The 13,865-nt window shown below is 64.3% G+C and carries 13 protein-coding genes; 2 read left to right on the top strand and 11 right to left on the bottom strand.

Annotation, left to right across the window (positions count from 1 at the left end; all coding sequences use genetic code 11):
* The first annotated feature begins 17 nt into the window (after positions 1–17).
* Entirely contained in the window at positions 18–410 is a 393-nt protein-coding gene (locus DOM33_RS10320) for a Na+/H+ antiporter subunit G (protein ID WP_110668701.1), read from the top strand.
* A 29-nt stretch (positions 411–439) separates the two neighbouring features.
* Here the strand turns inward: DOM33_RS10320 and hemH are convergent, their stop codons facing one another.
* Positions 440–1,423, bottom strand: coding sequence for a ferrochelatase (gene hemH, locus DOM33_RS10315; protein WP_110668699.1), 984 nt, complete (start codon positions 1,421–1,423; stop codon positions 440–442).
* Between the two features lie 110 nt (positions 1,424–1,533).
* On the opposite strand from hemH, the gene DOM33_RS10310 reads away from it, so the two are divergent.
* Positions 1,534–3,093, top strand: coding sequence for a cryptochrome/photolyase family protein (locus DOM33_RS10310; protein WP_110668697.1), 1,560 nt, complete (start codon positions 1,534–1,536; stop codon positions 3,091–3,093).
* A gap of 173 nt (positions 3,094–3,266) precedes the next feature.
* On the opposite strand, the gene DOM33_RS10305 is transcribed toward DOM33_RS10310, so the two are convergent.
* The 10 genes from DOM33_RS10305 to rnr all read right to left on the bottom strand — a co-directional run bounded on the left by DOM33_RS10305 (position 3,267) and on the right by rnr (position 13,531).
* A complete protein-coding gene (locus DOM33_RS10305) occupies positions 3,267–3,569 on the bottom strand; it encodes a DUF6482 family protein (RefSeq protein WP_110668696.1) in 303 nt (100 codons plus the stop codon).
* Between the two features lie 180 nt (positions 3,570–3,749).
* Positions 3,750–5,522, bottom strand: coding sequence for a GGDEF domain-containing protein (locus DOM33_RS10300; RefSeq protein WP_110668999.1), 1,773 nt, complete (start codon positions 5,520–5,522; stop codon positions 3,750–3,752).
* 197 nt (positions 5,523–5,719) lie between these two features.
* Positions 5,720–6,013 carry a hypothetical protein gene (locus tag DOM33_RS10295; RefSeq protein ID WP_110668694.1) on the bottom strand — a complete coding sequence of 98 codons (294 nt, stop codon included), beginning with the start codon at positions 6,011–6,013 and terminating at the stop codon, positions 5,720–5,722.
* 104 nt (positions 6,014–6,117) lie between these two features.
* Positions 6,118–7,503, bottom strand: a complete 1,386-nt coding sequence (gene dnaB / locus DOM33_RS10290) for a replicative DNA helicase (RefSeq protein ID WP_110668692.1) — start codon at positions 7,501–7,503, stop codon at positions 6,118–6,120.
* Between the two features lie 254 nt (positions 7,504–7,757).
* A complete protein-coding gene (gene rplI, locus DOM33_RS10285) occupies positions 7,758–8,204 on the bottom strand; it encodes a 50S ribosomal protein L9 (protein WP_110668691.1) in 447 nt (148 codons plus the stop codon).
* A gap of 16 nt (positions 8,205–8,220) precedes the next feature.
* Positions 8,221–9,072, bottom strand: coding sequence for a hypothetical protein (locus DOM33_RS10280; RefSeq protein WP_110668690.1), 852 nt, complete (start codon positions 9,070–9,072; stop codon positions 8,221–8,223).
* A 19-nt stretch (positions 9,073–9,091) separates the two neighbouring features.
* A complete protein-coding gene (gene rpsR, locus DOM33_RS10275; protein WP_035472385.1) occupies positions 9,092–9,319 on the bottom strand; it encodes a 30S ribosomal protein S18 in 228 nt (75 codons plus the stop codon).
* 26 nt (positions 9,320–9,345) lie between these two features.
* Complete coding sequence (gene rpsF, locus DOM33_RS10270) at positions 9,346–9,777, bottom strand: 30S ribosomal protein S6 (protein WP_110668689.1); 432 nt, start codon at positions 9,775–9,777, stop codon at positions 9,346–9,348.
* A gap of 254 nt (positions 9,778–10,031) precedes the next feature.
* Positions 10,032–10,913 carry a 23S rRNA (guanosine(2251)-2'-O)-methyltransferase RlmB gene (gene rlmB / locus DOM33_RS10265; protein ID WP_110668688.1) on the bottom strand — a complete coding sequence of 294 codons (882 nt, stop codon included), beginning with the start codon at positions 10,911–10,913 and terminating at the stop codon, positions 10,032–10,034.
* A complete protein-coding gene (gene rnr / locus DOM33_RS10260; RefSeq protein WP_110668687.1) occupies positions 10,913–13,531 on the bottom strand; it encodes a ribonuclease R in 2,619 nt (872 codons plus the stop codon). The genes rlmB and rnr overlap by 1 nt, the downstream gene beginning before the upstream one ends.
* Positions 13,532–13,865 lie beyond the last annotated feature (334 nt).

Raw genomic sequence — 13,865 nt, 5'->3', positions numbered from 1 at the left:
CGCGCAAGGAAGACACGATGCTCAACAGCATTCTCGAAGGCGTGATCGCCTTCATGCTCATCGCCGGTGGCGCCTTCGCCTTCATCGGCTCGCTGGGATTGACGCACCTCAAGGATTTCTACATGCGTCTGCACGGGCCGTCGAAGACGACGACGCTCGGCGTCGGCTGCACGCTGGTCGGCTCGTCGCTCTATTTCAGCCTGAACGACGGGCCGATCGTCCAGGAACTGTTGATCACGATATTCGTGTTCATCACGGCGCCGGTGTCGGCGCACATGCTGGCCAAGAGCGCCCTGCACCACAAGTTGAAGCCGGACCCGCGCACCCGCGGCAACCCGGTCGAACTCGAGAGCGAAAAGCCCAAGCACTCGGTCGAAGAGGCGCCTCAGGGCAAGTCACCGCTGCCCTGAGGAAGCCGTCGATTTCGCCGGCGGCGTGCTTACCAGCCGGCGGTGTTCTCCTCGACCAGCCGGCGCAGCAGGTAGATGTGCTCCGGACGGTCGTTGAGCGCGGGAATGTAGCGGTAGCGGCCGCCACCGGCCTCCTGGAAGTACTCGCGGTTCTCGGCGTCGATCTCCTCCAGCGTCTCCAGGCAGTCGGCGGCGAAGGCGGGGCTGATGACGTCGACGCACTCGACCTTGTCTGCGCCCCACGCCTTGAGCGTCTCGTCGGTATAGGGTTTGAGCCACTCCTCGCGACCGAAGCGTGACTGATAGCTCTGGAACCAGGCGCCCTCCTCCAGCTCGAGCGCCTTGGCGAGAAGATCACTGGTTCGCCGGCAGTGGCTCGCGTAGGGGTCGCCGTTATCGACGTAGCGCTTTGGAATGCCGTGGTAGGACATCAGCAGGCGGCCGCGGTCGCCGTGCGTCTCCCAGTGCTCGCGTACGCTGGCTGCCAACGCTTCGATGTAGTCCGGATGGTCGTGGTATTCGTTGACGAAGCGCATCTCCGGCAGGTGCGGACAGGGCGCGAGCGCCTTGGCCAGCCGCTGGAAGACGGCGCCGGTCGTGGTACGGGAAAACTGCGGATAGAGCGGGAGCACCAGAATGCGCTCGACGCCGGCATCGCGCAGTTTCAGCCCCGCCTCTTCCATGCTCGGCTTGCCGTAGGTCATCGCCAGCTCCACCGGTATCGCCTCGCCGGTAGTGGCCTCGAGGTCGGCGGCGAGCGCGCGCTGCTGGCGTCGACCGATCGCCAGCAGCGGCGAGCCCTCCTCCTGCCACACCGAGGCGTAGGCCTTGGCGACCTTCGGCGGGCGAATCCGCAGAATCACACCGTGCAGCACCGGCCACCAGATCCAGCGGGGGGCATCGATCACCCGGGGGTCGCCGAGAAATTCGGCCAGATAGCGCCGCACCGCTTTCGGCGTGGGCGCCTCCGGCGTTCCCAGATTGACCAGTAGCACTCCGAACCGCGCCGCCATATCACCACTCCTGTCGAACTCGTTGTCGCCGCAAGTTTACCACTCCCGGCTTGCGCAAAACCCATCGTCTTATACGATCAAACGTATCTGTATAAGTCATGGTCAAGTCTATGTCGCGCCCTCTGATTCTGATTCTCGGTGACCAGCTCACCGACTCTCTCGATGTCCTGACCCAGGCGCCGGACGATGCCGTCGTCGCGCTTTGCGAGGTCAAGACCGAGGGGGATTACGTCCCTCACCATCCGCAGAAGATCGCGCTGATATTGTCGGCGATGCGCCACTTCGCCGACACCCTCCGCGACAAAGGGTATCGGGTCCACTACAGCCGTCTCGACGATGACGACAATCGTCAGGATCTGATCGACGAGGCGGAGCGTCTCGCCGACGCCTACGAATGCGACGAGATTCGCGTCACCCACCCCGGAGAGTGGCGACTGCTGGAGCGAATACAGAGTCGCGGAACCCGCTGGCGGCTGTACGAGGATACGCGCTTTTACTGCACGCTGAGCGACTTCGGCGAGTGGCTGGAAGGCCGCCGGCGCTTTCGCATGGAGGATTTCTACCGCCAGATGCGAAAGCGAACCGGCCTGCTGATGCGCGACGGCGAGCCCGCAGGCGGACAGTGGAACTTCGACAAGGAGAATCGTGCCCCGGTCAGTGGCGATCTCGACTTTCCCGCCTCGCCGCAGCATCGCATGGACGACACCACGCGCGAGGTCGAAGCGCTGGTCTCGGAGCACTTCGGCCACCACTTCGGCACCCTCGAAGGCTTCAACTGGGCGGTCACCCGGCGTCAGGCGCTCGCCGATCTACGCCACTTCATCGATCACGCGCTGGCCCACTTCGGCACCTATCAGGACGCCATCAGCGACGACGACCCTCTGCTGTTCCATTCGCGGCTTTCGGCCTCGATGAATCTCGGCCTGCTCGGTGCCCGCGAGGTGTGCGAGGCGGTGGAAAAAGCCTGGCAGGACGGCAAGGCGCCGATCAACGCCGCCGAGGGTTTCATCCGTCAGATCCTCGGCTGGCGAGAGTACGTGCGCGGCATCTACTGGCAGCGGATGCCGGATTACAAGCGTGAGAATCGACTCGACGCCCGCCGCGGCCTGCCGGATTTCTACTGGAACGCCGACACCGAGCTTCGCTGCCTGCGTCGAGCGCTGGAGATGACCCGCGACAATGCCTATGCCCATCACATTCAGCGACTGATGGTCACCGGCAACTTCGCCCTGCTCTGCGGCGTGGCCCCGGCGGCGCTCTGCGACTGGTATCTGGCGGTCTATGCCGACGCCTACGAGTGGGTGGAGCTGCCCAACACTCTCGGCATGACGCTCTACGCCGACGGCGGTTACCTCGGTTCCAAACCCTACTGCGCCTCAGGCAAGTACATCGACCGAATGTCGGATCATTGCCGCGAGTGCCGCTACGACGTCAAGCAGGTGACCGGCGACAACGCCTGCCCGTTCAACAGCCTCTACTGGCACTTTCTGGAGACGCACCGCAAGCGCCTGGAGAACAATCAGCGCATGCGACTGATCTACGGCAGCTGGGATCGCATGGCCGACGACCGCCGCGAGGCGATCATTGCCAAGGCCGATGCCTTTCTCGAAACGATCACGTTCGAAGCCCCCTACGGCAAGGGCGATCATGCCAGCGGCTACCAGAATTGATGGCGCAACGATGCGGCGACGAGGAAGCAGGAGAGGCAACCGAGAGACACAAGAACCGACTCGGTCGGCGGGCGGGCTCGATTATCGGGCAAGTCTCGTGGCGACTTGCCGGTAGTGAGGCGCTAGGCGTGGCGGGAAGGGTTGGAGTGCGGTAGGCGTGGAGAGGGGCGAAGTCAGAATACCAGCGACAGTCGGGATGCCTGCGGGTCGCAGTAGTGCGCATCGAAGCCGACGGGATCGTCGTTGGCGACCTGGTGAACCAGATAGGCCTGGCGAATGTCGGCGCGCTTGAGTTCGCCGTAGACATCGTCGAGGGCGCGAAACATCATCGGCTTGCCGCGCCGCGTCAGTACTTGAGTCGCGCCGCCGGCGGGTTCCAGCATCACCTGGTAGTAACGGCTGCCCGCGTGGGCGACGATGCGGATGTCGTAATCGTGATGCGTTCGGGTGAAATTTTCGAGTGCTTCGATATCCATGGTCTCTCCGCCAAAATAAGTCGAGTCGGCGGCGGCACCAGCGTTTCGGTGCCGCACGCTGCCTGAACGCTCAGGCATTCCCACCATTAACGCGTAACTATGTTAAAGCCGCGTTGCATTGGTCGTTGCAGGTCGATGAAGCCGTACTCCTCGGTCCCGGTTCGGCAGCCCCGCCGACGTCTAACTCGAGGACTTGCCCGGGGACTTGAGCGTGACCACGATGCGACCGTTGCCGGCCCGCTTGGCCGGCGTCTTGAAGCGGCTCCATAGGTCACCGAAGCTATACGTTGCGGCATCCGGCGGCACGCGAAGCGCGATGATAGACAGCCGGGTATGAGGAAAGAACCGCCACTGATCGAATCGATCCTTGGCATGAAAACCGCCCGCGGCTCGCTCCAACGACGGCAGTAGCGAGCTGCCGTCACGAGCGAAGTGGCGCTGGATCGCCTCCAGCCGGGTGTGGAGCCGGCCGTCGTCGTCGAGCAGCAGGACGAAGTCGTCGCCGCCGAGATGCCCCAGGAAGTCGTCGCGGCCGGTCGCCTCGCCCAATACCCGGGCCAGAATCAGGATCATCTGGTCGCCCAGCGCGCAGCCGAAGCGATCGTTGAACGGCTTGAAATGATCGAGATCCAGATAGCAGGCAACGAAGGTGCTCCCGCGTTGCTGGTAGCGCTCGAGCGCGGCACGGATGGGCCGATTGCCGGGAAGCTGCGTCAGCGGATTGGCCTGTCTAGCGATCTGGACCTGCTGCTCAGTCACCAGCTGGAGCAGGTTGATGACATGGCCGACCCCGCGATAGCGCCCGCCGTCGGTGATGATGAAGTCCTCATCGCGCGTGACATCGGCGCGGCCGGTCACCTTGCGCGAGACCCGCTCCAGCGGCTCGCTTGCCTCGACGCAGAGCGCCTGCGTCTGCATGACCTGCGACAGCTGACGTCGCCCGTGAAGATCGAAACCGAAGCGTTTGCCGAGCAGCGTCATCAGCTGCTGGCGCCCGAGCAGCCCCACCGGTCGGTCAGCCTCGTCGACGACTGCCAGCGCGTTGGCCTCGGGCATGCGGGTAAAACGTTCGGCGGCGCTGGCGACGCTCATCTCGTGCGTCAGCGCCGGCAGTGCCACGCAGAGTCGCCCGATCTCCGTGCCGGCGGCGTGGAGCCGGCGAGTTTGGCCCAGCGCAGCGAGTGCGGCTATCAGGTCATCGCGACCCACCTGCGGCTGCGGTTCGGGATGCGCGAAGAGCCAGCCCTGACAGTAGTCGGCGCCGAGTTCCAACAGCGCATCCAGTTCGGCCTCACGCTCCACCCCTTCGGCAATCACCCGTCCATCCAGGCTGTGGGCGATGTCGATGATCGAGCGTACGAAGCGGCGCTTGACGTGGTCACCATCGATGCCGCTGACGAAGTGACGATCCAGCTTGACGTAGCTCGGCGTGAGCTCCGACCAGAGCCGCAGCCCCGCATAACCGTCGCCGAGGTCATCCAGCGCGAAGTTGAGCCCCAGCGTCTGGCACTCCACGACCGCTTCGACGATGCGCTGCGAATCGATGCCTGGCGACTGTTCGGTGATCTCGATCACCACCTGCGATGGCGCGAGGCCGACCTGCGACAACAGCGCTACGACGGTCGCGCCGAACGTTGCCGCGTCGATCAGGACTTCTGGAGAGACGTTGAGAAACAGAAGCTCGCCGAGCCCGGTCTCGGCCCAGCGCTCGATGGCGCTGGCGAGACAGGCATACTCGAGAGCGATGAGCCGGCCATGCCGACCCGCCGATTGAAACAGTGCCAGCGGGCTCTCCAGCAACGACCCTTCGGGCCCGCGGGAGAGTGCCTCGTAGGCGAGAATTCGTCCCGTCGGCACGGAGACGATCGGTTGAAAATGCGTGCGAAGACGGCGCCGTTCGACGATGTCGGTCAGGGTCTCTTCTTCGCGGGAGGTGACAGTGAACGGAGTCATACCGACCATTGAGTGCCACGAAGATGACGCCAAGATGAAAATGTGTCGAAATGTTTCCTATCGCTCACCGAAAAATACGAACCGGTGAACCAATGGCGCATTTGACCCGCTAACGCAGAGACAGAGGGCCGTGCAGAGACAGAGGGCCGTTGCTGTTAGCGGAGGTCAGATCGCCACGACGCTCGCCCGTCGTCGAACTACTGATAGTCCGACGGGTCGATCGCCTTGCCCAGCGAGTTGCGGTCGATCCAGCGTCCTGCCTTGGTCTCCTTGTAGCGGAACACGACGCGATCCCCCACCGCGACCGGCAGTTCCGAATCCTCGGTCTGGTAGCTGTAGAGCTCGCCGTCGACAGTGATCCAGTGTCGGTAGAGATCCGGCATCCCCAGCCACTCCTTGAACGGCCCTTCCCGTTCCAGCTTCTCCAGTTGACCGCGAACTTCGATCTTGGGCGTACGCTGACGCCGTCCGCGCTGAAAACCGCCTGCCATGTCTGACTCCTCGATAATCGATGAACGCCGCCCGTCGCTGGCGGCGATACGCTGGTGACGACGAACGCACGAGGCGCTCAGCGTCGATGAAAGCCGCTAGGGCATCACTCGTAGTGCTGGCCGTAGCTGTCCGGCGCCAGGTCTTCGAAGCGGGTGTACTTGCCGATGAACGCCATGTGCACCGTCCCGATGGGGCCGTTACGCTGCTTGCCGATGATCAGCTCCGCGAGGCCCTTGTTGTCCGGGTTGTCGGTATTGTAGACCTCGTCACGGTAGACGAAGGCGATGACGTCGGCGTCCTGCTCGATGGCCCCGGATTCACGCAGATCCGACATCACTGGACGCTTGTTGGGTCGCTGCTCGAGCGAGCGGTTGAGCTGCGACAGCGACACCACCGGGCAGCTGAACTCCTTCGCCACGCCCTTGAGCGAGCGTGATATCTCGGAGATCTCGGCGGTGCGGTTCTCGGACAGACCGGGCACCTGCATCAGCTGCAGATAGTCGATCATCACCAGGCCGACGTTGCCGTGTTCGCGGGCGATACGTCGCACGCGGGAGCGCAGCTCGTTGGGCGAAAGCGCCGGCGTGTCGTCGATGAAGAGCTGACGATCCTTGAGCAGATTGACCGCCGAGGTCAGCCGCGGCCAATCCTCGTCCTCGAGCTGACCGGTCCGTACCCGGGTCTGATCGATCCGTCCCAGCGACGAGAGCATACGCAGCATCAGCGATTCCGCGGGCATCTCCATCGAGAAGACCACGACCGGCTTGTCGGAGGAGACGACGGCGTGCTCGACCAGGTTCATCGCAAACGTGGTCTTACCCATCGACGGGCGCCCGGCGATGATCACCAGATCCGACGGCTGCAGACCCGAGGTCATCTCGTCGAGATCGCGAAAGCCGGTGGAGATACCGGTCATTTCGCCTTTCATGTTGAACAGCTCGTCGATGCGATCGACCGCTTTGGTCAATAGCTGGCTCATGCCCTGCGGGCCGCCGAACTTGGGCCGCGACTCGCTGATCTGAAAGACCAGACGCTCGGCCTCGTTGATCAGCTCGTCCGCCGCCCGACCTTCCGGCGAATAGGCGCTGTCGGCGATCTGACGCGACGCCTGGATGAGCTTGCGCAGCATCGCCCGCTCACGAACGATATCGGCGTAGGCGCGGATGTTACCGGCCGACGGCGTGTTGCGAGCAAGTTCCGCCAGATAGGCGAGACCGCCGACGCTCTCCAGCTGATCGCGGCGCTCGAGCGACTCCGACAGCGTCACCACGTCCAGCGGCTGGGTCGCCTCGGCGAGCTCCGCCATGGCGTTGAACGTCAGGCGATGTTCGTGTCGGTAGAAGTCGTCGGCGACGAGACGCTCGGAGACGGTGTCCCAGCTCGAATTGTCGAGCATCAGCCCGCCGAGCACCGACTGCTCCGCCTCGAGCGAGTGCGGCGGCATCTTGATCTGACTGGTTTCGAGATCGCTATCGACGCGTTCATTCATGCTGGCTCTTACCCTTCGGCGGCACCGACCACACGTCCGGCGCTGCGCTCATGTTAATCGATGGCCGACGAGGTGCTTTCCGTTCACATGAAAGCAACCGCTCTATGGGGGCTCACGTCGTCGGGGTCGTCCAAAAGGCTCTATGAAAACGGAAAACCTTCAATAACGGAAAACCCACGACGACGGAAAATCCACGAAAAAAGGCACGCGGGATAACCCGCGTGCCTTTGCTCGGCATTCGCCCGACGGGACGATTACTCGGCGACCACGACCACGCGAACGCTCGAGGAGACTTCGGCATGCAGCTGCATCGCGATGTCATACTCGCCGGTCTGGCGAATCGGGCCTTCCGGCATGCGAACTTCGCTCTTGGAAACGTCGATACCGGCCTGCGCCATGGCTTCGGCGAGATCGCGCGGGCCGATGGAGCCGAACAGCTTGCCTTCGTCACCGGCCTTGGCCACCAGCGAAAGCTCGATTTCCGCGAGTTGCGCGGCACGTTCTTCGGCCTGGGCCTTGCGATCGGCAGACTGCGCTTCGAGCTCAGCACGCTGCGCTTCGAACGCTTCGACGTTGTCTTTGGTGGCGGGCACGGCGAGGCCGTACGGCACCAGGTAGTTACGGCCGTAGCCGGGTTTGACGGTGACCTTGTCACCCAGATCGCCCAGCTTGCCGATGTTATCGAGCAGAATGACTTCCATTCTCTTGAACCTCTCGTCAGTCACTGCGGGTCAGGCGGCCGCGAAAATCCGCGAAGGTATCCACCAATGCCAACAGCAGTACAATCAGAATCGTGGGCCAGGTAGTCAGCAGCAACACGTAGAAGCCGACCAGCCACAACCCGCTCATTCCCTTCAAACCGATAAAACCGTGGACCAGCGCCACACCGGCAATCAAAAGCGGCACCCACGCCAGTAGAGCCGCTGCCGGAAGCGTTAGCAGTACGCCTGCGGCGAGCAACCCGACCAGCAGTAGCAGCTGCTTGCGCGAGAGCTTCAGCGCATGAAACTCCTGACGAAAGCCGCCGGGGTTATAGAGCCCGGCCTGCCAGGAGCGCGCCAGCGCCGTGCAGGCGATTGCCGCAACCAGTACCACCAGCCCGGTGACACCGCCGATGACCACTTCAGCCAGCAGCTGGGTATCGACGCCCTGCGCCGACAGCTGATTCAGCATGCCCGCGACATCGGTGCTGCTGCGCCGGAGCTCCGCCAGTAGCGGTCCGGCGCCGCCGGCGGGCATGAATACCCCCAGCTGAACCAGCACCATGCTGGCGACAGTGGCCACGATCAGCGTTTCGCTCCAACTCATTCGCGACCGCAGCACCGTCGCCATCAGCGTCACCAGCAGCACGCTCGCCAGCGGTACGGCATCGCCCTGCGTCCACCACCAGCCGGCAGGTATCGCCGAAGCAATCAGTACCGGGGCGGCGGTGGTGAAGCCGCGTCTCAATGTAACGAGGCCGGCGACGGCGGCGCTGAACCAGAAGAGCCAAGGCACCAGTGCGGTCAGTGCGGCCGCCCCGATCGCCTGTGGCGTGCCGCGCATGATCCAACGGGCCAGTGCCAGCATGACGCCCTCGGTTTCGGTGTTACTGGTGGCTGTCGGAGTACGGCAGCAGCGCCAGGTAGCGCGCCCGCTTGATCGCGGTGGACAGCTGACGCTGGTAGCGCGCCTGAGTCCCGGTGATACGGCTGGGTACGATCTTGCCGGTTTCGGTGACGTAGGCTTTCAGCGTATCGATGTCTTTGTAGTCGATGTACTTCACGCCTTCGGCGGTGAAGCGACAGAACTTACGACGACGGAAAAAACGTGCCATGCGAGTCTCTCCTAAAGCGGTGTGGATCAGTTGGCTTCGGTAGCGGCTTCGGAGCGTTCGGAACGCTCACGATCACCACGCTCGGACGGCTTGTCGTCACGCTCGGAGGGCTTGTCGTCACGACGACGGCTCTTTTCCTCGGCCGGCTTCATCATCGGCGAGGCTTCGGTGACAGCCTCTTTGTTGCGCACGATCATGCTGCGGATGATGGCGTCGTTGAAACGGAAAATGTTCTCGATCTCGTCGAGAGTCTCGCCGCTGCACTCGATGTTCATCAGCACGTAGTGTGCCTTGTGGATCTTGTTGATCGGGTAGGCCAGATGACGGCGGCCCCAATCTTCGAGACGATGCACGGTGCCGCCGTTCTCGGTCACGAGGCTGGTGTAGCGCTCGACCATGGCGGGAACCTGCTCGCTCTGGTCCGGATGGACCATAAACACGATTTCGTAGTGACGCATGTTAGCTCCTTGCGGTTTGGCAGCTTCCGCGTGGCGTCGATAGCACGAGGCCTCGGGAAGCAAGGAGTCGATATCGGGCTGCACCGGTCTCGGCGCATCGACGGTCCGTCGGACCCGAATAGTCGAACTTGGGGGCGCTTGCGTCTCGGCTTCGGGCGCTGGGCCACCGGCGCGAGATTGCAAAAACGCGACTCCGCGAGCAGAGCCTGCCCGCAGAACCGCGTAATTGTAGAGATGAGAGGCGCTAGAAGCAACTAGAGTGGCGCAGCGAGGCCCCGCTGGCGCAGCGCCTCGAACAGGCAGACGCCCGTCGCCACCGAGACGTTGAGACTGGTGACGTGGCCCTGCATCGGCAGTTTGATCAGCGTGTCGCAGGCTTCTCGCGTCAGCCGCCGCAGCCCCTTGCCCTCGGCCCCCATGACCAGCGCGCAGGGTGCCGTGAGATCGGCATCGAAGAGCAGACCTTCGGCCTCGCCGGCGGTGCCGATGAGCCAGACGCCCTGCGCCTTGAGCTTCTCCATGCAGCGGGCCAGGTTGGTGACCTGGAATACCGGTACGCTTTCGGCGGCGCCGCAAGCGACCTTGCGCACCGTCGCATTGAGCGGCGCGGACTTGTCCTTGGGCACGATGACCCCGCGGACACCGGCGGCATCGGCGCTTCGTAGGCAGGCGCCGAGGTTGTGCGGATCGGTAACGCCATCGAGGATCAGCAACAGCGGCGGCGCCTCTCCCAGCCAGCGTTCGAGTCGCCACCAGAGCGTGGTTTCACTTTCCGCGACCAGCGGATCACAGAAGCCGATCACGCCCTGGTGGGCGGCATTGCCGGAAAGCGCGTCGAGCGTTTCGCGAGCGACGCGCTCGACCCGACATCCCGCGGTCTGCGCCTGCTCGAGCAGCGTGGCGAGACGCCGCTCGGCATCGCCCTGCTGGACCCAGAGCCGTCTCGGAGGCTGGCCGCGTTCGAGCAACGCCTGCACGGCGTGAACGCCGTAGATCGCTTCCAGGCCGTCCGGCGCGGAGACCGCCGATGCGCTGCGGGCGGCCGCGCGCGGTTTGGCCGCTCGTTCGCGCCCCGGTTGACCCGATCGGTCGCGAGCCGGCCGACCTGCACCCTCTCGTGGTGGCTTCTTCGCCATTAACGCTTGCCTCGGCGCTGCCGCGGCCCGCGGGAGCGCCGCTGTGAGCGGCCGCCTTCCTTGCCTTCGCCACCCTCTTTGCTCTCACCGCTGTCCTGGCCATCTCGGCCGCCAGCGTGGGACTGATCGGTCTCGATCGCCGTGCCACCGTCGCCTTGGCCGGTCTTTGCACTCGCCTGCGGCGTCGACGGCTCGCCCGTATCGGACGCAGTCGTATTGGACTCGCCCGTATTGGACTCGCTGTCACCGGCCGAACCGCCGCCGCTGCGCTCACGCTTGCCTGCGCGCTGCTTGCGCTTGCGCGGGTTGCCCCCGCCGGAGGTGTCGCCACCGCTTTCGGGCTTTCGGCTCTTGGGCGGCTTGCGGTGACGCGGCGCGGTGTCAGCAAGGTCGAAATCGATCTTGCGATCGTCGAGGTCGACTCGCGCCACCCGCACGGTCACACCGTCACCGAGGCGGTAAGCGACCCCGCTGCGCTCGCCCTTGAGCCGGTGCTTCTCCGCTTCGTAGTGATAGTAGTCGGAAGGCAGCGAGGTCACGTGGACCAGCCCCTCGACGTAGACATCGTCGAGGCGCACGAAGATGCCGAACTGCGTGACCGAGGCGATCGTGCCTTCGAAGACCTCTCCGACGTGATCGGAGAGGAACTCGCACTTGAGCCAATCCGTGACATCGCGAGTGGCGTCGTCGGCGCGACGCTCGGTCATCGAACAGTGCTCGCCGAGCTCGAGCATCTGCTCGAAGGTGTAGGGACACCAGGTCGCCGGCTTCTCCACCGGCGCGCCCTCGGCACGCTGCACCGTCTGCGTCTGGCGCGGTCCGCGAATCACCGAGCGGATCGCCCGGTGAACCAGCAGGTCCGGATAGCGGCGAATCGGCGAAGTGAAGTGTGCGTAGGCCTGATAGGCGAGACCGAAGTGCCCATCGTTCTGCGGCGAATAGACCGCCTGGCTCATCGAGCGCAGCATCACCGTCTGGATGATGTCGGCGTCGGGGCGATCCTTGATCACCTCGCGCAGCGCCTGGTAGTCCTTCGGCGTTGGCTCGTCGCCACCACCGAGAGTCAGCCCCAGCTCGGCCAGGAACAGGCGCAGATTCTCGAGGCGCTCCGCCGCCGGCGGCTGGTGAACGCGATAGAGCGCCGGCAGGTCGTGCTTGTCGAGGAAGCGCGCGGTGGCGACGTTCGCCGCCAGCATGCACTCCTCGATCAGCTTGTGGGCATCGTTGCGGGTACGTGGCACGATCTTCTCGATCTTGCGCGCGTCGTTGAAGACGATCTGTGTCTCGGTGGTCTCGAAATCGATCGCCCCGCGCACGGTGCGCGCCTGGCGCAACACGCCGTAGAGTTCGTGCAGATTCTCGAGCGAGGGCACCAGCTTTCGATAGCGCTCGCGCAGTGCCTGACCCGCTTCGCTGTCGCCATCCTGCAGGATGGTGCCGACGTCTTCGTAGGTCAGGCGGGCGTGAGACTGCATCACCGCCTCGTAGAACTTGTAGCGGCTGATCGCCCCGCTCTGGGAGATATTCATCTCGCAGACCAGCGTCAGGCGGTCGACATGGGGATTGAGCGAGCAGAGCCCGTTGGAGAGCAGCTCGGGCAGCATCGGCACGACCTGGCCGGGGAAGTAGACCGAATTGCCGCGCACGTAGGCTTCGGCGTCGAGAGGGCTGGCGCCGCGCACGTAGTGAGAGACGTCGGCGATGGCGACCACGAGCTTCCAGCTGCCGGACTTGGTCTTCCAGGCGCAGACGGCGTCGTCGAAGTCCTTGGCGTCCGCCCCATCGATGGTGACCAGCGGCATGTCGCGTAAATCGATTCGTGCCTTCTTGTCCTCTTCCAGCACCTCGGCCGAAATACCGGCGGTCTGCTGCTCCACCTCCGGCGGGAACTCTGCCGGGATGTCGTGGGTGCGGATGGCGATATCGATCTCGAGGCCCGGGTCCATGCGCTCGCCGAGCACTTCGACCACCTCACCGACCGGTTGCTTGCGCGTCTCCGGCTGCTGGGTGATGTTCACCGAGACGATCTGACCGTCCTTCGCGCCCTGGCTGGCGCTATGCGGGATGATCACTTCCTGGCTGATGCGCGAGTTCTCGGGGATCAGCACCGCGAACTCGGGACTGTTCTGGCGAAAGACGCCGACCAGCGTCTGGGTATTGCGCGCCAGCACCTCGGCGATGGTCCCCTCCGACCGTCCCCGACGGTCGCGACCGCTGACGCGGGCGAGCACCAGGTCGCCGTCGAAGACGCGGCGCATCTGGCGCGGGGGTAGCACCAGATCCGGCTTTACGCCGTCGTGGCGGATCAGAAAGCCCATGCCGTCGCGGTGTCCCTGCACGCGCCCCTTGATCAGGTCGAGCTTGTCGATCAACGCATAGGCGCCCTTGCGATCGCGCAGGATCTGTCCGTCACGCTCCATCGCTGCCAGTCGTCGGCGCACCGCCTCCAGCTGGTTGTCGTCCTCGAGCCCCAGCATCGCACTCATGTTCTCGTGCGTGATCGGCTTACCGTAGGCCTCCAGACGGGCGAGAAGATATTCACGGCTGGGGACGGGGTTGTCGTACTTGTCCGCTTCGCGTGCGGCGTGCGGATCGTCGTTCAATGTCCACTGAGTCATGCAGCCATCGTCCTTGCGTTGAGACAGGCAGACTTGGCACCGCGCGTCTGCTGAACAAATGGGAAGCCGTGCGCCCGCGGGGCGGGATCGGCGGTAGAGAAGCGCGCGCGGTGGGAGGCAGGGCCGCCCATGGCGGTCGCCGAGGAAGGCGAAAAGTCCCGGCGCACGGCGAAACTGCGGCCTGCGAGAGCGTTATCGAGGAATCTTGGACGGTTTTCGGCACCGTCCTGGCGGGCTGGCGCGTTGTCGAATCGAGGCGCGCCGCCGTTACATCGTTGTCGTGTCATGTGCGGAGTATAGCCGCCACGCCTTCCCGACCCAACCGTGGGCGTCA

Source organism: Salinicola halophilus, from assembly GCF_003206155.1.
In the GTDB taxonomy this organism is placed as follows: Bacteria; Pseudomonadota; Gammaproteobacteria; order Pseudomonadales; family Halomonadaceae; genus Salinicola; species Salinicola halophilus.
This window is presented reverse-complemented; position numbering and strand designations above follow the sequence as displayed.

Bases quoted from the DNA above. Each gene is read 5' to 3' on its own strand.
- DOM33_RS10320 (WP_110668701.1), top strand. From the start codon at position 18: ATGCTCAACAGCATTCTCGAAGGCGTGATCGCCTTCATGCTCATCGCC.
- DOM33_RS10305 (WP_110668696.1), bottom strand. From the start codon at position 3,569: ATGGATATCGAAGCACTCGAAAATTTCACCCGAACGCATCACGATTAC.
- dnaB (WP_110668692.1), bottom strand. From the start codon at position 7,503: ATGAATGAACGCGTCGATAGCGATCTCGAAACCAGTCAGATCAAGATG.
- DOM33_RS10310 (WP_110668697.1), top strand. From the start codon at position 1,534: ATGTCGCGCCCTCTGATTCTGATTCTCGGTGACCAGCTCACCGACTCT.
- rpsF (WP_110668689.1), bottom strand. From the start codon at position 9,777: ATGCGTCACTACGAAATCGTGTTTATGGTCCATCCGGACCAGAGCGAG.
- hemH (WP_110668699.1), bottom strand. From the start codon at position 1,423: ATGGCGGCGCGGTTCGGAGTGCTACTGGTCAATCTGGGAACGCCGGAG.
- rlmB (WP_110668688.1), bottom strand. From the start codon at position 10,913: ATGGCGAAGAAGCCACCACGAGAGGGTGCAGGTCGGCCGGCTCGCGAC.
- rnr (WP_110668687.1), bottom strand. From the start codon at position 13,531: ATGACTCAGTGGACATTGAACGACGATCCGCACGCCGCACGCGAAGCG.
- DOM33_RS10280 (WP_110668690.1), bottom strand. From the start codon at position 9,072: ATGCTGGCACTGGCCCGTTGGATCATGCGCGGCACGCCACAGGCGATC.
- DOM33_RS10295 (WP_110668694.1), bottom strand. From the start codon at position 6,013: ATGGCAGGCGGTTTTCAGCGCGGACGGCGTCAGCGTACGCCCAAGATC.
- rplI (WP_110668691.1), bottom strand. From the start codon at position 8,204: ATGGAAGTCATTCTGCTCGATAACATCGGCAAGCTGGGCGATCTGGGT.
- DOM33_RS10300 (WP_110668999.1), bottom strand. From the start codon at position 5,522: ATGACTCCGTTCACTGTCACCTCCCGCGAAGAAGAGACCCTGACCGAC.
- rpsR (WP_035472385.1), bottom strand. From the start codon at position 9,319: ATGGCACGTTTTTTCCGTCGTCGTAAGTTCTGTCGCTTCACCGCCGAA.